The following is an 18,896-nucleotide window of genomic DNA, read 5'->3' as shown; positions in this document are numbered from 1 at the left end:
AATTGAATCGAACCCTAAAACGACAAGTCTGACATAAATGACCGCTATGAGCACTGCAATTACACGACAGATCGTCCTCGATACCGAAACCACCGGTATGAACCAGATTGGCGCGCACTACGAGGGGCACAAGATCATTGAGATCGGCGCGGTGGAAGTCATCAACCGGCGTCTGACGGGCAATAACTTTCATATCTATCTTAAGCCTGACCGGCTGGTGGACCCGGAAGCGTTCGGCGTTCACGGAATTGCGGATGAGTTTCTGCTGGATAAGCCAACCTTTGCCGAAGTGGCCGATGAGTTTCTCGACTATATCCGTGGCGCAGAGCTGGTGATTCATAACGCGTCGTTTGATATCGGCTTTATGGATTACGAGTTCGCGAAGCTCAATCGCGATATCCCTAAAACCAACACCTTCTGTAAAGTTACCGACAGTCTGGCGCTGGCAAGAAAGATGTTCCCCGGCAAGCGCAACAGCCTTGATGCGTTATGTTCGCGTTATGAGATCGATAACAGCAAACGTACGCTTCACGGCGCATTGCTCGATGCCCAGATCCTGGCCGACGTTTATCTGGCGATGACGGGCGGACAAACGTCGATGACTTTTGCCATGGAAGGGGAAACTCAGCAGCAACAGGGTGAAGAGACAATCCAGCGTCTTGTGCGTCAGGCTCGCAAACTACGGGTTGTTTTTGCCTCTGATGAGGAGGTCGCCGCCCATGAATCGCGTCTTGACCTGGTTGAGAAAAAGGGCGGAAGCTGCCTTTGGCGGGCGTAAGTCAGGCCGTTAATGATGTAAAAATCGCCGTCCGGGTGAAATTTAGAGCAAACGATTAAAAACATGAGAAAAAGCGTTGACGAGGTGCATACCAATCCGTAATATGCGCTTCGTTCCCAAGTGGAACACAACGCGGAGCGGTAGTTCAGTTGGTTAGAATACCTGCCTGTCACGCAGGGGGTCGCGGGTTCGAGTCCCGTCCGTTCCGCCACTATTCAGAAAGCCTGAATCAGCAATGATTCAGGCTTTCGTCGTTTTTGCATGGCTTCAACGCTCACTTTAACGTAAACCCGTCCGCGTCCTGCCAGGCGGGAAATTTTTCCCGATATTCCTTCAGTGCGCTCAGCGACAGGTCTGCGTCGATCCGTGTCGCCTGGTGGGCGTCCGCGGTCGCAATGATTTCGCCCTGAGGATTGATTACCCGACTGTCGCCTCGGTAGTGATGTCCATTGCCGTCGGTGCCGACGCGATTACATCCCGCCACGTAAGCCTGGTTTTCGATAGCGCGCGCCGCCAGCAGCGTCTGCCAGTGCAGCGAACGGGGAGCGGGCCAGTTGGCGACGTACAGCGCCAGATCGTAGTCGTTTCGGTTACGCGACCACACCGGAAAGCGCAGGTCATAGCAAATCAGCGGCAGGATCCGCCAGCCGCGCCAGTCGACCACTTTTCGGGTGTCACCCGGCTGATAATATTTATGCTCGTCCGCCATGCGAAACAAATGACGCTTATCGTAAAAGTGTACCGTTCCTTCGGGCTCAACCAGCAAAAAGCGGTTTACCGCTCCTGTCTCGCCTGGCAGGGCTACGCTACCGGCAATCATCGCATTTGTTTGTCGCGCCTTGCCTCGCATCCAGTCAATCACGTCCTCCTGAGAAAGCGCGCTGCTGGCGGCCTCCATGGCAAAGCCTGTGGTGAACATCTCCGGCAAAACGATCAGATCGCGTCCGCTCATAAGCTCAAGCTGCAGGTCAAAATGACGTAAATTAGCGGGACCATCCATCCACACCAGCGATTGTTGCAACAGCGTAATTTGCAGGCCAGGCATGGTCGATACTCCTTTTTGAACAGCATCCAAACACTGTAGCACGAGGTTTCAGGAAACGGGGGCAATAAAAAGCCCTGCCGGAGCAGGGCTAAACGATGAGGCGAAAGCGTTATGCCGCTTCGACTTTACGCGTCTTCTCCGGCAGCTTTACCGGCTGTGTCGCCAGCGCATCGGCGTCGAAATCATCCACGTTGATGCTGCGCAGACGGCTCTCTTCGGCTTTGACCAGAATGGCGGCTTCATCTTTGTCGATCAAGCCTTTCGCCAGCGCGTTCTGCGCCAGTTCGTCCAGACGGGTAAACGGCAGGTTTTTGCCAATCTCTTTACAGATCCGCTGGTGGATTGGTTCGGCGGCAATGATGTCACGCAATGCTGCTTCCAGCAGGCCTACCGGATTATGCTCACTCGGCGTCAGGTACTGGCCGCGGCCAATACGGTCGCGCGTCGCGTTTGGCACCTGGAGGATTTTCGCCACTTTATGATCCAGCTTATCCGATGGCGCCAGATAGTGACGACCGGTCGGGAAGATCACCACGTTCAGCAGACCGGCAACCAGACGATTCGGGAAGTTTTGCAACAGATCGTCAATGGCCTGCTCTGCCTGATACAACGCATCCTGAACACCCCAGTGAACCAGCGGCAGGTCAGCCTCATGACGGCCTTCATCGTCATACCGCTTCAGCACCGCCGAGGCCAGATACAGCTGGCTCAATACATCCCCCAGACGCGCGGAGATACGCTCGCGACGCTTCAGGCTACCGCCCAGCACCGCCATAGAAACATCGGACAGCAGCGCCAGGTTTGCGCTCAGACGGTTAAGATGCTGGTAGTAACGTTTGGTTGCGTCGCTGGTTGGCGAGGCGCTGGTAAGGCCGCGCGTCAGACCCAGCCAGAAACTGCGAACTTTATTACTGCCGACGTGACCGATATGTTTAAACAACAGCTTATCGAATGCGTTAACGTCGTTGCTCTGCGCGGCGGCCATTTCCTCCAGTACATACGGATGGCAGCGTATCGCGCCCTGACCAAAGATCATCATGCTGCGGGTCAGGATATTCGCGCCTTCAACGGTAATCGCGATTGGCGCACCCTGATAAGCGCGGGCAAGGAAGTTGCCTTCACCCAGCATAATGCCTTTACCGCCAGTAATATCCATCGCGTCGATGATTGACTGCTGACCGCGATGCGTACAGTGGTACTTCACAATGGCCGACAGGACAGCCGGTTTCTCACCGAGCATAATGCCATAGGTAATCAACGACGCCGCTGCGTCCATCACGTAGGCGTTACCGGCGATGCGCGCCAACGGTTCTTCAATACCCTCCATCTTACCGATAGAGATTTTAAACTGACGACGGATATGGGCATAAGCGCCGGTCGCCATGGCGACGGACTTCAGGCCCCCCGTCGAATTTGACGGCAGGGTGATCCCACGGCCAACCGAGAGGCATTCGACCAGCATACGCCAACCCTGACCGGCCATTTTCGGTCCGCCAATGATGTAATCGATCGGCACAAAGACATCTTTGCCGCGCGTTGGACCGTTCTGGAACGGCACGTTCAGCGGGAAGTGGCGGCGACCAATTTCTACGCCAGGCGTCGAGGTGGGGATCAACGCGCAGGTAATGCCGAGCTCTTCTTCACCACCCAGCAGTTTTTCCGGGTCAGACAGCTTAAACGCCAGCCCCAGTACGGTGGCGATCGGCGCGAGCGTGATGTAACGCTTGTTCCAGGTCAGGCGCATCCCCAGCACCTGCTGACCCTGCCATTCACCCATACAGACGATACCGGTGTCCGGAATGGCTCCCGCATCGGAACCCGCTTCCGGGCTGGTCAGCGCAAAGCAGGGAATTTCCTGACCGCGGGCCAGGCGAGGCAGATAGTGGTCTTTCTGCTCCTGGGTACCGTAATGTTGCAGCAGTTCCCCGGGGCCTAATGAGTTGGGTACGCCAACGGTAATCGCCAGAATCCCGGAAACGCCGGACAGTTTTTGCAACACGCGCGACTGGGCGTAGGCAGAAAATTCCAGACCGCCGTACTCTTTTTTGATGATCATCGCGAAGAAGCGATGTTCTTTCAGGAAGGCCCATAATTCGGGCGGCAGATCCGCCAGCTCATGCGTGATCTGGAAATCGTTCGCCATGCGGCACGCTTCTTCTACCGGACCGTCAATAAACGCTTGTTCTTCTGCGGTCAGGCGCGGCTGCGGGTAATTGTGCAGTTTTTTCCAGTCCGGTTTCCCCTGGAACAGATCGCCTTCCCACCAGGTGGTCCCGGCATCGATGGCTTCTTTTTCGGTGCGCGACATTGGCGGCATGACCTTACGGAAGCCGCGGAACACCGGCGCGGAAATCATCGACTTGCGTATTGGCGTCACGTTAAACGGCACCAGAATAATGGCCAGAGGCACCAACAGCCAGATGTTCCACAGTCCGGCCACACCGAGTGCTGCCGTCCATACGAGCAGGATCAGGCTGCTAAGGAATAAGCTCACACGGTGATAAAACAGCGCGCCGAGCAAAACAATCGTAGCGAGAATACTCAAAATCATCATAACGAAAAGCTCCCTTGCTTGTAGGAGGTCTGACCACTTGTGATGATTAGGTTGTAGTGGATGTAAATTCTTTTAGCAATGTGTTTACAAAATAATTACAACGAAGCTCACATTGTTGCCGTTTGTCGCGGCACGAAAAATCAAAAGGACGGGGGATGAGCGAGGCTTGTGCTTCTCGCTTCCGGTGCTATCCGGTACACTGCATTCTGTCATTTACATTCATGCTGAAGGATATCCTCATGTACCAGGATCTTATTCGTAACGAACTGAACGAAGCGGCGGAAACGCTGGCTAACTTTTTAAAAGATGACGCCAACATTCACGCCATTCAGCGCGCGGCGGTCCTGCTGGCAGACAGTTTTAAAGCGGGTGGTAAGGTGCTTTCCTGCGGCAACGGCGGCTCCCACTGCGACGCTATGCACTTTGCGGAAGAACTGACCGGCCGTTACCGTGAAAATCGTCCGGGCTATCCGGCGATTGCCATTTCTGACGTCAGCCACATTTCCTGCGTCAGCAACGATTTTGGCTACGACTACGTCTTTTCTCGTTACGTCGAAGCCGTGGGGCGCGAAGGCGATGTACTGTTAGGCATCTCCACGTCCGGCAATTCCGGCAACGTGATCAAAGCCATCGCCGCAGCGCGCGAAAAGGGCATGAAAGTGATCACCCTGACTGGCAAAGACGGCGGCAAAATGGCGGGAACGGCCGATATCGAAATTCGCGTGCCGCATTTTGGCTACGCCGATCGTATTCAGGAAATCCACATTAAAGTGATCCATATCCTGATCCAACTGATCGAAAAAGAGATGGTTAAGTAAGGCTTCGCTGGGGGGCAAACTGGTCCCCCGCTGTTGTGGAGGTGATATATGTGCGAACTGCTCGGGATGAGCGCCAATGTGCCCACCGACATTTGCTTTAGTTTTACCGGGCTGGTACAGCGTGGGGGCGGCACCGGACCGCATAAAGACGGCTGGGGTATCACCTTTTATGAAGGCAAAGGATGTCGCACATTTAAAGATCCCCAGCCCAGCTTTAACTCACCCATCGCCAGACTGGTACAGGAGTATCCGATAAAATCCTGCTCGGTGATAGCCCATATTCGTCAGGCGAATCGCGGCGAAGTGGCGCTGGAGAACACCCATCCTTTTACCCGCGAGCTGTGGGGGCGTAACTGGACGTATGCCCATAACGGGCAGCTTAGCGGTTATAAATCTCTCGAAACCGGCAACTTCCGTCCGGTTGGCGAAACAGACAGTGAAAAGGCGTTTTGCTGGATGCTGCATAAGCTCACCCTGCGTTACCCACGTACGCCGGGCAACATGGCCTCGGTGTTTAAATATATCGCGACGCTGGCGGGGGTGCTGCGGGAAAAAGGCGTGTTCAATATGCTGCTGTCAGACGGACGCTATGTGATGGCGTTCTGCTCAACGAATCTGTACTGGATTACGCGTCGGGCGCCGTTTGGCGTCGCTACGCTGCTGGATCAGGATGTGGAAATTGACTTCAGCTCGCAGACCACACCTAACGATGTGGTCTCGGTGATCGCCACTCAACCGCTGACGGGCAATGAAACCTGGCAAAAGATCATGCCAGGCGAGTGGGCGTTATTTTGTCTCGGGGAGCGTATAGTTTGACGCCAGCTGCGGGTGAACCACCTCGTGGCTCAACGGCTTGCTGACCACATAGCGGCCATCGACAACGGAAACGGTCGGTGGCTTGCGGGTCTGCTCAAAGTAGTCGTAGCCTGGCTTTAACTGCGCCCAGAACGACTTGTAATAAGAGTACTTGTGACGCTGCATATTGGCGTCGGTCATGCGGAACGGGTAGATGCTGACCTGAACGCTCGGTTGGCCAAACACCAGCGCGCCGGTGACGAACTGGAAAATCTCGTCAATCCCGCTGTCGGTCATGGCGTAACAGCCAACGGACACGCAGGCACCGTGAATCATCAGATACTTGCCCTCATAACCGTGTGCGCGGTCATAGGCGTTAGGAAAGCCAATGTTAATGGCTTTATAGAAACGGCTGTCCGGTTTGAGCTGGCTACGCTGAACGCTGTAAAAACCTTCCGGGCTTTTGAAATCTCCCTGGCGCTGTTTAGGGCCTAAACCGCCGGAGTAATTACAAATCTTATAGCTGTCGAGCAACTGGTACTGTTCGCCCATCTTAACGTAGAGATCAAGCGTGCGCTCTTCTTTAAAGATCTGAATATAGACAGGCGAACCCATCAACTGCTGCTTATACTCTTTGCTGATCGGCGTCGTGGAGCTGTTGCTACTCAGCAAACCGGCGAATGACACGCACGGGATCAAAAGCATCGCAATAAACAATGCGATTTTACGCATACTGCTTGTTCCTTGATAAAACGGTTACACATGCCAGAACGGCAAATATCAGTACCCAAAATCGGACGAATCTGGATTTTAAGCGCTCACATTAGCACCACGGCAGTTTTTCGCAAGCCCCGCGTGTTGTGTTTACACTTTACGTTAAAACGAATTAAGACATTTCTTTAATTGCATCTCTTTTGACACCACATTATGGGTTCTTCATTGACTTCTCATTCCCTAAAAATACTGTATACTTAAACAGTGTGTGGGAGGGGCGATGCGTAAAATCATACATGTTGATATGGACTGTTTTTTCGCCGCGGTTGAAATGCGCGACAACCCCGCGCTGCGCGATATTCCCATCGCCATTGGCGGCAGCCGGGAGCGGCGTGGCGTGATCAGCACCGCCAATTACCCGGCGCGAAAGTTTGGCGTGCGCAGCGCGATGCCCACCGGAATGGCGTTAAAGTTATGCCCGCACCTCACCTTATTACCCGGTCGTTTCGATGCGTATAAAGAAGCGTCAGAACATATCCGCGAAATTTTCTCCCGCTACACCTCGCGCATTGAACCCCTCTCGCTGGACGAGGCCTATCTTGACGTCACCGACAGCACCCACTGTCATGGCTCCGCGACGCTTATCGCTCAGGAAATTCGCCAGACCATTTTTAACGAACTGCGGTTGACCGCCTCTGCGGGCGTCGCACCGGTAAAATTTCTGGCAAAAATCGCTTCTGATCTGAATAAACCAAACGGGCAGTACGTGATCACGCCAGCAGACGTTCCGGCATTTCTCGAAACGCTGCCGCTGGAAAAAATCCCCGGCGTGGGAAAAGTCTCTGCGGCAAAACTGGAAAGTATGGGACTGCGTACCTGCGGCGATATTCAGCATTTTGACCTGGCGACGCTGTTAAAACGCTTTGGCAAATTCGGACGCATTATCTGGGAGCGCAGTCAGGGAATTGACGAGCGGGACGTCAACAGCGAACGCCTGCGAAAATCCGTGGGTGTCGAACGGACGATGGCGGAAGATATTCATCACTGGTCGGAATGTGAGGCGATCATCGAGCGCTTATACCCCGAGCTTGAACGCCGTCTGGCAAAGGTCAAACCGGATTTATTAATCGCCCGTCAGGGGGTGAAATTAAAATTTAATGATTTTCAGCAAACCACCCAGGAACACGTCTGGCCGCGGTTGAACAAAGACGATTTACTTTCTACCGCGCGTAAAACCTGGGACGAAAGACGGGGAGGGCGAGGCGTTCGCCTGGTGGGATTACACGTTACGCTGCTTGACCCGCAGCTGGAGCGGCAGTTACTGCTGGGGTTATAGATGACCGGATGGCGTAGCGCCATCCGGTATGGATTACCGACTTATTTTGCCGGGATCGCTTTCAGCAGTTCCGTCAGCAGCGTCCAGTAATGACCCACGCTTTCGATATGAACCTGCTCATCCGGCGAGTGCGGACCGGTAATGGTTGGCCCGATGGAAACCATGTCCATGTCCGGGTACGGTTTTTTGAACAGACCGCATTCCAGACCTGCGTGGATGATCTGAATGTTCGGCGTCTTGTTGAACAGACGCTGATAGGTTTCCCGCACCAGATGCATCACCGACGAGTTAGCATCCGGTTGCCAGCCCGGGTAGCCGCCTTTCGCTTCGGTTTTCGCGCCTGCCAGCTTGCCGAGAGAATCCAGCATACTCACCACGTAGTCTTTACCGCTGTCGATCAGCGAACGGATCAGGCAGTGAATTTCTACGTTGTCGTCAGTCATGGTGACCACGCCCACGTTTAACGACGTTTCCACCACGCCTTTGGCGACGTCAGAATTGCGGATCACGCCGTTCGGGGTCGCGTTCAGCAGACGAATAAAGCTGTCGCGAGACTGCGCGGTCAGCGCCGCTTTCTCGTTGGTCGTCGTCTCCAGCAGAACCACGAGATTTTTCTCTTTCTCTGCCAGTTCGTTTTTCAGGATAGCCTGGTAAGTATTGACCCGCGCTTTCAGCGCCTCGACCTTGTCAGCCGCAACCGCAACGGTGGCAAACGCTTCGCGCGGAATCGCGTTACGCAGGGTGCCGCCATTAAAGTCGACCAGACGTAGATCCAGCTCTTGCGCATGACCGGCGAGGAAGCGTACCAGCAGCTTGTTGGCGTTACCGAGGCCAACATGGATTTCGCCGCCGGAGTGGCCGCCCTTCAACCCTTTCAGGGTCAGCTTAACGCACTGGAAGCCCGCCGGAACGGCTTCGCGCTCAAGCTTCAGGTTAGAGGTAAAATCAATCCCCCCTGCGCAGCCCATGTAGATCTCACCCTCTTCTTCAGAGTCGGTATTGATCAGAATGTCCGCCTGCAGCCAGTTGGCCTGCAGACCAAACGCGCCGTCCATTCCGGCTTCTTCGGTCATGGTCAGCAGCACTTCCAGCGGTCCGTGGACTACGCTGTCATCGGCTAAAACCGCCAGCGCAGAGGCCATACCAATGCCGTTGTCTGCCCCCAGAGTGGTGCCGCGCGCTTTTACCCACTCGCCGTCGATATAGGGCTGAATAGGATCTTTGGTGAAATCGTGTACGGTGTCGTTATTTTTCTGCGGCACCATGTCGAGGTGCGCCTGCAGCACGACCGGCTTGCGGTTTTCCATGCCTGCGGTCGCGGGCTTGCGAATCAGGATATTACCGACCTGGTCGCGCTCTACGTGGAAACCTTTCTCTTTCGCCCAGCCAACAATGTGCTCAGCGAGCTGTTCTTCATGATAGGACGGATGCGGAATGGCGCAGATTTTGGCAAAAATATCCCACAGCGGTTGTGGTGATAACTGAGACAGTTCAGACACGTTGAGTCTCCTCATCGGTGTACGGCAAACAGGCTTGTCGCACACAGGGTTAGCAGGTTAATCATTACCACAAGTCAGGCTTGCGCAATGCGGTTGAGAATACCACTTTCTTTGTCGGCGGGTAGTATAAAGCACGTAAAAAGAGGGGCGGATACCGCGAAACACTGGTTTTTGCTGCGTCAGATCTCTATAATCTCGCGCAACCTATTTCCCCCTCGAACACTTTTTAAGCCGTAGATAAACAGGCTGGGACACTTCACATGAGCGAAAAATACGTCGTCACCTGGGACATGTTGCAGATTCACGCCCGCAAACTGGCAGCTCGCCTGATGCCTTCAGAACAGTGGAAAGGCATTATTGCCGTTAGCCGTGGTGGTCTGGTACCGGGCGCATTACTGGCGCGTGAATTGGGTATTCGTCATGTCGATACCGTTTGCATCTCCAGCTACGATCACGACAACCAGCGCGAACTGAAAGTGCTCAAGCGCGCGGAAGGCGACGGTGAAGGCTTTATCGTCATCGACGATCTGGTCGATACCGGTGGAACCGCGGTGGCTATCCGCGAAATGTATCCGAAAGCCCACTTCGTCACGATCTTTGCCAAACCGGCAGGCCGTCCGCTGGTGGACGACTATGTTATTGATATCCCGCAGGATACCTGGATTGAGCAGCCATGGGACATGGGCGTGGTCTTCGTTCCGCCGATTTCTGGTCGCTAATCTCCGCACGTTTCAACGCCTGGCAATGCCGGGCGTTGTTCTCTTTACGCCATGACAGGTTACAATAAGCCTCAGTAAGTATTTAAGGAGGCTGCACGCATGTCACAGGCTAACCTCAGTGAAACCCTGTTCAAACCCCGCTTTAAACATCCTGAAACGTCGACCCTGGTTCGTCGGTTCAATGTCGGTACGCAGTCGCCGGTGCAATCCACGCTGGACGGTAAAAACGTTCCCCACTGGTACCGTATGATTAACCGCCTGATGTGGATCTGGCGCGGCGTGGACCCGTGGGAAATCCTCGACGTGCAGGCGCGCATCGTCATGAGCGAAGCCGAGCGCACCGACGCTGAACTGTACGATACGGTGGTTGGCTACCGCGGCGGCAACTGGATTTATGAATGGTCGAAACAGGCAATGGACTGGCAGCAGAAGGCTTGTCAGGAGCAGGACGCTGAACGCAGCGGCCGCCACTGGCTGCATGCGTCCACGCTGTATAATATTGCCGCCTACCCACATCTGAAAGGCGACGAGCTGGCTGAGCAGGCGCAGGCGTTGGCTAACCGGGCTTATGAAGAGGCGGCGCAGCGGTTGCCCGGTACGCTGCGTGAAATGGAGTTCGCTATTCCCGGCGGTTCGCCCGTGACCGGCTTTTTACATATGCCGAAAGGCGACGGGCCGTTCCCGACCGTACTGATGTGCGGCGGCCTCGACGCCATGCAAACTGATTATTACACCTTGTATGAGCGTTACTTCGCCTCGCGCGGCATCGCCATGCTGACGCTGGATATGCCGTCGGTAGGGTTCTCGTCGAAGTGGAAACTCACTCAGGATTCCAGCCTGTTGCATCAGCATGTGCTGAAAGCGTTGCCTAACATACCGTGGGTGGACCACACTCGCGTGGCGGCGTTTGGTTTCCGCTTTGGCGCGAACGTGGCGGTGCGCCTCGCTTATCTTGAGTCGCCGCGTCTGAAAGCGGTAGCCTGCCTCGGCCCGGTTGTACACGCGTTGCTTAGCGACGTGCAACGCCAGCGCGCCGTACCGGAAATGTATCTTGACGTGCTGGCGAGCCGGCTGGGGATGCACGACGCCTCCGACGACGCGCTGTGCGTTGAGCTTAATCGCTACTCGCTGAAGGTGCAGGGACTGCTCGGCAGACGCTGCCCGACGCCCATGCTGTCGGGCTTCTGGAAGAACGATCCGTTCAGTCCGGAGGAGGAGTCGCGTTTAATCACCTCTTCATCCGCCGATGGTAAACTTTTAGAGATACCGTTTAACCCGGTGTATCGCAATTTTGACAAAGCGCTCCAGGAAATCACGCACTGGATTGAAAAGAGATTGTGTTAATAATTTGCTAAATTCTACTGTTTTGGTAAAACAGTTGCTTCATAACAGGAGATCGCAATGACGTTACCGAGTGGACACCCGAAGAGCAGGTTGATTAAGAAGTTTACCGCGCTAGGTCCTTACATCCGTGAAGGCAAGTGCGAAGATAATCGATTCTTTTTCGATTGCTTGGCAGTTTGCGTCAACGTGAAGCCTGCGCCTGAGCTGCGCGAATTCTGGGGCTGGTGGATGGAACTGGAAGCACAGGAAAATCGCTTCACTTACAGTTACCAGTTTGGTCTGTTTGACAAAGCGGGGGACTGGAAGGCGGTTCCGATTAAGGATACCGAAGTGGTTGAGCGACTGGAATATACCCTGCGAGAATTTCACGAGAAGCTGCGTGAGTTATTGAACTCACTACAGCTTTCGCTGGAACCTGCTGACGATTTCGCCGATGAACCGGTGAAGTTAAGCGCATAAAGCGAAAAATGCCGGATGCGCGAAACGCCATCCGGCAATGTATCATCAGAACTGATAAGTCATACCCAGCGCAACGATGTCATCGCTGCTCACGCCCAGCTTATTGTCGTCATCGATCTGGTTGATTTTGTAATCAACAAAGGCGGACATGTTTTTATTGAAATAGTACGTCATGCCGACATCGATATATTTCACGATATCTTCATCACCAACGCCTTCAATATCTTTGCCTTTGGACTGCACGTAGCCCAGAGACGGACGCAGACCAAAGTCGAACTGATACTGCGCAACGGCTTCGAAGTTCTGCGCTTTATTGGCAAAACCGCCGGAGATTGGCGCCATGTTGCGGGTTTCAGAATAGATAGTGGCCAGGTAAATATCGTTACCATCATATTTCAGACCGGTCGCCCAGCCTTCTGCATTTTGCCCCTGGCCGCGCGCCTGCTGATTCTGCTCATTGGTACGGTCAGAGTTGGCGTATGCGCCGATAATCGCGAAGTCGCTGCCGCCGAAGTCATAGCTCAGTGAAGTGCCGAAGCCGTCACCGTTCTGTTTCTTCACGTCGCGATTTTCGTTTTTGCCCTGATATTGCAGGGTCATATTCAGGCCGTCGATCATCCCGAAGAAGTCGGTGTTGCGGTAAGTGGCCAGGCCGCTGGCGCGCTTGGTCATGAAGTTATCGGTTTGCGCCAGGCCGTCACCGCCGAATTCCGGGAACATGTCGGTCCAGGCGGCGACGTCATACAGCGCGCCGAGGTTACGACCGTAGTCAAACGAGCCATACTCACCAAATTTAAGACCGGCAAATGCCAGACGCGTCTTCTGACCGCTCTCACTTTCGGTTTTATTGCCGGCGAATTCAGCTTCCCAGCGACCGTAACCGGTCAACTGATCGTTGATCTGCGTTTCGCCTTTAAAGCCAAAACGGATATAGGTCTGGTCGCCGTCTTTTGCATTATCATCGCTGAAATAGTGCATCGCTTTCACTTTGCCATACACATCCAGTTTATTACCGTTCTTGTTATACACTTCTGCTGCCTGCACGGATGCCGATGCAACAATTCCCATCACCACTAATGCCAGAGTGCTCTTTTTCATTTTCAGTCCTGATTTATCTAACGCGCAACTATTCATTGGGAGTGTCCCCGTGAAAAAAACAGGATGGTTTTTATCGTTCTGCAATGAAAGTTTTATGACAAAGTCAGAATAATTTTAAAAAAGAGGTTTTATTTATCACGGTAATAAAACCGTCAAACTTTGCCGCTACGCTTGCTGATCCTGCGCAACAAAATTTCATGCTTTGTGCGCTGCTTGTTGGCAACCGGGGCCAGTCCTGCTAAAACGTTCGTTTGATATCATTTTCCCTATTTTGAACGGCAGAGAATCATGAGTGACAGCCAGACGCTGGTGGTAAAACTCGGCACCAGTGTGCTAACGGGCGGATCGCGCCGCCTGAACCGTGCCCACATCGTAGAACTTGTTCGTCAGTGCGCGCAGCTGCACGCCGCAGGACATCGTATTGTTATCGTTACCTCTGGCGCGATTGCCGCCGGGCGCGAACATCTGGGCTATCCGGAACTGCCCGCCACCATCGCCACCAAGCAACTGTTGGCCGCGGTAGGGCAGAGTCGTCTGATTCAACTGTGGGAACAGCTGTTTTCGATTTACGGTATTCACGTCGGACAGATGCTGCTGACCCGCGCGGATATGGAAGACCGTGAACGCTTCCTTAACGCCCGCGACACGCTACGCGCGCTGCTTGATAACAATATCGTTCCGGTGATCAATGAGAACGACGCGGTGGCGACCGCTGAAATCAAAGTGGGCGATAACGACAATCTTTCGGCGCTGGCGGCTATCCTGGCGGGCGCGGATAAACTGTTGCTGCTGACCGACCAGCAGGGGCTGTTCACCGCAGACCCGCGCACTGATCCGCAGGCAGAACTGATCAAAGACGTTTATGGTATTGATGACGCGCTGCGCGCGATTGCCGGCGACAGCGTTTCTGGTCTGGGAACGGGCGGCATGAGCACCAAACTGCAGGCCGCCGACGTCGCCTGCCGCGCCGGTATCGACACTATTATCGCCGCAGGCAGCAAGCCGGGCGTGATTGGTGACGTAATGGAAGGTCTCTCCGTGGGTACCCGTTTTCATGCCCAGGCCTCGCCGCTGGAAAACCGCAAGCGCTGGATCTTCGGCGCGCCGCCTGCCGGGGAAATTAGCGTCGATGAAGGGGCGACCGCCGCCATTCTGGAGCGCGGCAGCTCATTGCTGCCAAAAGGCATTAAAAGCGTGACAGGCAATTTCTCGCGTGGTGAAGTGATCCGCATCTGTAATCTGGAAGGGCGCGACATCGCCCACGGCGTAAGCCGCTACAACAGCGACGCGCTGCGCCGCATTGCCGGACACCACTCACAACAGATTGATGCGATTCTGGGCTACGAATACGGCCCGGTCGCCGTTCATCGTGATGATATGATTACCCGCTAAGGAGCAGACAGATGCTGGAACACATGGGCAAGGCGGCAAAAGCTGCGTCGTACCAACTGGCGCTGCTCTCCAGCCGTGAAAAAAATCGCGTGCTGGAAAAAATCGCCGACGAGCTGGAAGCGCAAAGGGAAATCATCCTCAGCGCCAACGCCGAGGACGTGGCGAGAGCGCGTGACAACGGCCTGAGCGAAGCGATGCTCGATCGTCTGGCGCTCACCCCTGCGCGTCTGAAGGCGATTGCCGACGATGTGCGTAAGGTATGCCATCTGGCCGATCCGGTCGGGGAGGTGATGGATGGCAGGCTGCTGGACAGCGGACTGCGTCTGGAGCGTCGCCGGGTTCCGTTGGGGGTGATTGGCGTGATTTATGAAGCGCGGCCTAACGTTACCGTGGATGTCGCCTCGCTGTGTCTGAAAACCGGCAACGCCGCCATTCTACGCGGCGGTAAAGAGACGTATCGGACCAACGCGGTAACCGTAGGCGTTATCCAGCAAGCGCTTAAAGCCTGCGGTTTACCGGAAGCCGCTGTTCAGGCGATTGACAGCCCTGACCGCGCGCTGGTGAACGAGATGCTGCGGATGGACAAATACATCGATATGCTGATCCCACGCGGCGGCGCCGGGCTGCACAAGCTGTGCCGCGAGCAGTCGACTATCCCGGTCATCACCGGCGGGATCGGCGTGTGTCATATTTTTGTTGATGACAGCGCCGACATTAAACCGGCGCTGAATATCATCGTCAATGCCAAGACCCAGCGTCCGAGCACCTGTAATACCGTGGAAACCCTGCTGGTGCATCAGGGCATTGCCGAACGTTTCCTGCCCGCGCTGAGTCAGCAGATGGCTGAAAGCGGCGTAACGCTGCATGCGGATGCTAACGCGCTTGGGCCGTTGAGCGCGGGTCCGGCACACGTTGTAGCAGTGAAAGCGGAAGAGTACGACGATGAGTTCCTGTCGCTGGATCTGAACGTAAAAATCGTTGCCGATCTTGATGATGCTATCGCGCATATCCGCGAACACGGTACCCAACATTCAGACGCTATCCTGACGCGTACGATTCACAACGCAAACCGCTTTGTGAATGAAGTGGATTCTTCCGCTGTTTACGTCAACGCCTCTACGCGCTTTACCGATGGCGGTCAGTTCGGCCTGGGCGCGGAAGTGGCGGTAAGCACGCAGAAACTTCACGCCCGCGGCCCGATGGGGCTCGAGGCGCTGACCACATACAAGTGGATCGGCATCGGCGACGATACGATTCGTGCGTAAAACCAACCGGATGATGCAAAAATAGGCATTTGAATCGCAAGGCCATTGACGCATCGCCCGGTTAGTTTTAACCTTCTACCCCGTGTTCACGCTCGTGGACACGTCCTTTCAGGGCCGATATAGCTCAGTTGGTAGAGCAGCGCATTCGTAATGCGAAGGTCGTAGGTTCGACTCCTATTATCGGCACCATCCCTTAGTTTTCTCAAGTCAACCCACATCAATAAAACCTTTTAAAAACATCTATATTACGTTGTTTTCAGTCGTTTGAGGTCAACCCTTGTCTCTTGAAATCAACACGCTATTGGGGGCACAATCAGGGGCATGTTCTGTTCGGTCCAGGAAATGTGCCCCCAATGATGCTGAATGCCCGCAAGGTTGAAGCCGCTAAAGGAAAAGAGAAGAGCTATAAGCTGTTTGATGGAGGTGGCCTATGAACGGACAGGGGAGGGTTAAAGAGCTAATTGATGCCATTCCACCCGAGGAGCGGGAAAAGGCTTTAAAGTTGCTGCTGGCTGCGCAAAAGAATGGGTAAAGTATGCGTCGGGAATGGCCGATCCGTTCCCGGAACCTGACCACAGGATTTCAGTATATACGAACATAAAATTATTATTTTTCAACTTGTTATGTTTTTCATGTTACACAAACCTAAAATAAATTATCCATTTATTATCATAGTGTTGCGTATTCAGACCACAGAAATGACGGACAGTAAAACTGAAAAAAGCTGAATTTCTTTTCATTCTTTTCAGTTCCTGTCTCGCAGAGCATCCCCAGAACGGGCGCGGGCTGGCGATACCGTTTGTAAAAAATCACAACTGAAAAATTTTAGTGATATGAAAACCGCAGGCGGGTGCGGTGTAGTGCAATTTTTGTTATTCTTACTTTTAGTCTAACAATGAGAATAAAACATTTTTGAATACAATGATGATAAAATGAGACATATCGATTTTCTGGGGGAAAAATGCAAGTAAAAAACAAAAGAAAATATAATAGATTTAAGTTGGCATATACTAAATATGTCTTTAATTGCGCTTATTATTGTCCGGTTTTATTTCCTCGTTGGTTAGTCAGTGAAGTAAATAGTCGTTATGAGGAAACCGGAAGCATAAATAGTTATCTTCATAATGATAATCCTAAATTTATCTCTTTCCTCAATGGTGAATTTAATTGGTATAAAACGACACTAAACTTTGTAATCGAAAAGAATGATCTTGATAAATTAGCTAAGTGGATAGGTCGTTATTCTAGAAGTGTTTTTAATGCCTCGCGATATGAAGGCATAAATGATGTCTCAAGCATATTTGGTTCCTCACATTATAATTTCGGAAGAATTAGTGTTAATGGAGTGGATAAATATAATGATTCTCTAAAGCCTTTATCGTCAAAAACTAAATACATTGATTTTGTTATACTTAGCTTACACAAACATGGCAGCGATTTATTTATTCTGACATATGATGTTTTTATGGCGAAAGAGGCGTCTTATGCTATAAAAAATATTCCTGTCGGTGAGCTTAAGTTTGATTCAGAGTTTGAGAGGCTTAACTTTTATAGTAAAAAAAATAGTGGCTTTAAATGTTTGGATAGATCGTGGTTAGCATCTGAAATTATTTGCGAAAAATTTGATTTTGTATTTAGTGATGTTTGTAAGGTTTGGAAGGAATTGAATGAGATTATAGGCATTTCAATCCATGAGAACAGCGTGATTGCGGTTCCAGAAATGTGCATAGAAGAGGGTGTTGATTACTTTTCAGGCACAAATAATCAAGACGCAGAGAGAGCCGCTGAGTTTGGCCATTATTACCCCTCACCATATCTGATAAAAGATGATGCTGGATATTTTTTAAATATACATGACACATCAAAATATTCTTTCGATGCTCTTTATATTTACAATAAGATTAATGGAAAAGATAATAGTGGATACCCGGAGTTCTACCCTCCTGCTAATTCAAAAGGTTTTATCAGTGATATTTCTTTTGGATTGTTGATTTCTAATGAAATAGCTTCCTTAGCTAAGCAGGTTGGAGAAGTTGTAACTGACGAGCATGGTGATGTATTAACGAAGAAACATAATAATTACTTCGTTTTTTACATGCGGGCAAAAAAAATAAAAAGTTGGCTGAACGCTTTCTCACGAAAAAGGAATGCTAAGGTAAATAATCTAATGGGGTATCAAATTGAAAAATGTGATGAGTTAGTAAGCAAAACAGAAAGTTTGTATCATTTATCAGAAAGTAGAATTCAATTTGATAGTATTAAATATAGTAAAAAGAACTCAAAGATAATTTTTTGGTTCGTAATCATACAAATAATTTTAGCTGTACTGGCAATAGACATCTCAAAATGGAAGGTATGGTTGAAAGGTATTGTCAGTTTTTTCAATAAATTCATTTAATTAGAAGTGCACATTAGCTAAGCAAGTGACCTATGTATGCTTTCTGGTCAGGGGGCATATATGGGGGCATTTGAATGTCATTGTTGTTTTTTATTATTGAATTTCAGTTGGTTATGTGTATGTTTTATTCCTATTATCATCGCGTTCAAGTAAGCTACGTTCTCCTCTCGTGACGTATTTGTGACATTTCGGCTAATAATCGCGGTCGATTTTGCTCGCGTGTTCGGTAAGATGGTAAGACGACCTGCTAATCATGGGCGTATTGCCGGTGAAGATTTACAGGAAGGGGAGGCGCACCTGCGCTGGTTCATTCTGGATGATGGCTGCCGGGGGCATGGCATCGGGCGAAGACTGTTGGCTGAAGCCATGCGGTTTTGTGATGAGAAAGGCTTCCATACGGTACATTTATGAACCTTTAATAGGCTGACGGCGGCGCGTCGGCTGTATGAATCGTTTGGCTTCAGGCTTGAAAAAGAGTGGCAGGGCGACCAGTGGGGAAACCGTATCATCGAACAGCAATTTACCCGGCGTAACGCGTCCGAAATTTAAAAATAAACAACATTTATGCTCATCAGGAAAATAAATTCCTGTAGGGTTAGATAATCACGCAGGGCAGTCATCCCGGCAGTCATTTCTTTCCCCTGACTTTTTACAACGAAGCATGAATACGTTTTTGACTATC

At 52.1% G+C, this 18,896-nt stretch carries 15 protein-coding genes, 2 tRNA genes and 3 pseudogenes; 15 read left to right on the top strand and 5 right to left on the bottom strand.

Annotation, left to right across the window (positions count from 1 at the left end; genetic code table 11):
* Positions 1 to 46 precede the first annotated feature (46 nt).
* Together dnaQ and OGY07_RS00290 are read left to right on the top strand one after the other, a co-directional pair.
* Entirely contained in the window at positions 47 to 778 is a 732-nt protein-coding gene (gene dnaQ / locus OGY07_RS00295; RefSeq protein ID WP_082636886.1) for a DNA polymerase III subunit epsilon, read from the top strand.
* Between the two features lie 134 nt (positions 779 to 912).
* A tRNA-Asp gene (locus tag OGY07_RS00290) sits at positions 913 to 989 on the top strand.
* A 63-nt stretch (positions 990 to 1,052) separates the two neighbouring features.
* Here OGY07_RS00290 and OGY07_RS00285 read toward each other — a convergent pair.
* Entirely contained in the window at positions 1,053 to 1,823 is a 771-nt protein-coding gene (locus tag OGY07_RS00285; RefSeq protein WP_286597956.1) for an amidohydrolase, read from the bottom strand.
* Between the two features lie 109 nt (positions 1,824 to 1,932).
* Positions 1,933 to 4,377: an acyl-CoA dehydrogenase FadE gene (gene fadE, locus OGY07_RS00280; RefSeq protein ID WP_286597954.1), complete on the bottom strand. Its 2,445-nt coding sequence runs from the start codon at positions 4,375 to 4,377 to the stop codon at positions 1,933 to 1,935.
* A gap of 239 nt (positions 4,378 to 4,616) precedes the next feature.
* Between fadE and lpcA the strand changes: the two genes are divergently transcribed.
* Both lpcA and OGY07_RS00270 read left to right on the top strand, forming a co-directional pair.
* Positions 4,617 to 5,195 carry a D-sedoheptulose 7-phosphate isomerase gene (gene lpcA, locus OGY07_RS00275; protein WP_028017728.1) on the top strand — a complete coding sequence of 193 codons (579 nt, stop codon included), beginning with the start codon at positions 4,617 to 4,619 and terminating at the stop codon, positions 5,193 to 5,195.
* Between the two features lie 48 nt (positions 5,196 to 5,243).
* On the top strand, positions 5,244 to 6,011 hold the full coding sequence (locus tag OGY07_RS00270; protein ID WP_181821925.1) for a class II glutamine amidotransferase: 768 nt from the start codon (positions 5,244 to 5,246) through the stop codon (positions 6,009 to 6,011).
* Here OGY07_RS00270 and dpaA read toward each other — a convergent pair.
* Complete coding sequence (gene dpaA, locus OGY07_RS00265) at positions 5,982 to 6,722, bottom strand: peptidoglycan meso-diaminopimelic acid protein amidase (RefSeq protein ID WP_042286159.1); 741 nt, start codon at positions 6,720 to 6,722, stop codon at positions 5,982 to 5,984. The two genes, OGY07_RS00270 and dpaA, sit on opposite strands and share 30 nt — an antisense overlap.
* A gap of 262 nt (positions 6,723 to 6,984) precedes the next feature.
* On the opposite strand from dpaA, the gene dinB reads away from it, so the two are divergent.
* Entirely contained in the window at positions 6,985 to 8,040 is a 1,056-nt protein-coding gene (gene dinB / locus OGY07_RS00260; RefSeq protein ID WP_042286158.1) for a DNA polymerase IV, read from the top strand.
* 41 nt (positions 8,041 to 8,081) lie between these two features.
* Here dinB and pepD read toward each other — a convergent pair whose 3' ends face one another.
* Positions 8,082 to 9,539 (bottom strand): cytosol nonspecific dipeptidase, encoded by a 1,458-nt coding sequence (gene pepD, locus OGY07_RS00255; RefSeq protein WP_286597950.1) that lies wholly within the window; start codon positions 9,537 to 9,539, stop codon positions 8,082 to 8,084.
* Positions 9,540 to 9,799: 260 nt separating this feature from the next.
* Between pepD and gpt the strand changes: the two genes are divergently transcribed.
* From gpt to crl, 3 genes are all read left to right on the top strand, one after another.
* Complete coding sequence (gene gpt / locus OGY07_RS00250) at positions 9,800 to 10,258, top strand: xanthine phosphoribosyltransferase (protein WP_003863205.1); 459 nt, start codon at positions 9,800 to 9,802, stop codon at positions 10,256 to 10,258.
* A gap of 99 nt (positions 10,259 to 10,357) precedes the next feature.
* Entirely contained in the window at positions 10,358 to 11,602 is a 1,245-nt protein-coding gene (gene frsA / locus OGY07_RS00245) for an esterase FrsA (protein WP_286597947.1), read from the top strand.
* A 57-nt stretch (positions 11,603 to 11,659) separates the two neighbouring features.
* Complete coding sequence (crl, locus tag OGY07_RS00240) at positions 11,660 to 12,061, top strand: sigma factor-binding protein Crl (protein ID WP_042286152.1); 402 nt, start codon at positions 11,660 to 11,662, stop codon at positions 12,059 to 12,061.
* A gap of 45 nt (positions 12,062 to 12,106) precedes the next feature.
* On the opposite strand, the gene phoE is transcribed toward crl, so the two are convergent.
* Positions 12,107 to 13,159: a phosphoporin PhoE gene (gene phoE, locus OGY07_RS00235; RefSeq protein ID WP_060571109.1), complete on the bottom strand. Its 1,053-nt coding sequence runs from the start codon at positions 13,157 to 13,159 to the stop codon at positions 12,107 to 12,109.
* Between the two features lie 288 nt (positions 13,160 to 13,447).
* On the opposite strand from phoE, the gene proB reads away from it, so the two are divergent.
* The 7 genes and pseudogenes from proB to OGY07_RS00205 all read left to right on the top strand — a co-directional run.
* A complete protein-coding gene (proB, locus tag OGY07_RS00230) occupies positions 13,448 to 14,551 on the top strand; it encodes a glutamate 5-kinase (protein ID WP_042286149.1) in 1,104 nt (367 codons plus the stop codon).
* An 11-nt stretch (positions 14,552 to 14,562) separates the two neighbouring features.
* Positions 14,563 to 15,816 (top strand): glutamate-5-semialdehyde dehydrogenase, encoded by a 1,254-nt coding sequence (gene proA, locus OGY07_RS00225; RefSeq protein ID WP_200036079.1) that lies wholly within the window; start codon positions 14,563 to 14,565, stop codon positions 15,814 to 15,816.
* A gap of 113 nt (positions 15,817 to 15,929) precedes the next feature.
* Positions 15,930 to 16,005, top strand: a tRNA-Thr gene (locus OGY07_RS00220).
* 164 nt (positions 16,006 to 16,169) lie between these two features.
* Positions 16,170 to 16,247 (top strand): annotated as a pseudogene (locus OGY07_RS00215) (integrase); the annotation flags it as partial.
* Positions 16,247 to 16,348 (top strand): annotated as a pseudogene (locus OGY07_RS23320) (ogr/Delta-like zinc finger family protein); the annotation flags it as partial. The pseudogenes OGY07_RS00215 and OGY07_RS23320, both read left to right, overlap by 1 nt.
* A gap of 429 nt (positions 16,349 to 16,777) precedes the next feature.
* Positions 16,778 to 18,214, top strand: coding sequence for an arylsulfatase regulator (locus tag OGY07_RS00210; protein WP_286597942.1), 1,437 nt, complete (start codon positions 16,778 to 16,780; stop codon positions 18,212 to 18,214).
* A 261-nt stretch (positions 18,215 to 18,475) separates the two neighbouring features.
* Positions 18,476 to 18,763: pseudogene (locus OGY07_RS00205) on the top strand (GNAT family N-acetyltransferase); the annotation flags it as partial.
* Positions 18,764 to 18,896 lie beyond the last annotated feature (133 nt).

The organism is Citrobacter sp. Cs237, assembly GCF_030332325.1.
Classification (GTDB): domain Bacteria; phylum Pseudomonadota; class Gammaproteobacteria; order Enterobacterales; family Enterobacteriaceae; genus Citrobacter_A; species Citrobacter_A sedlakii.
Note: the sequence above shows the minus strand (reverse complement) of the source record. Positions and strands in the feature narration are given on the sequence as shown.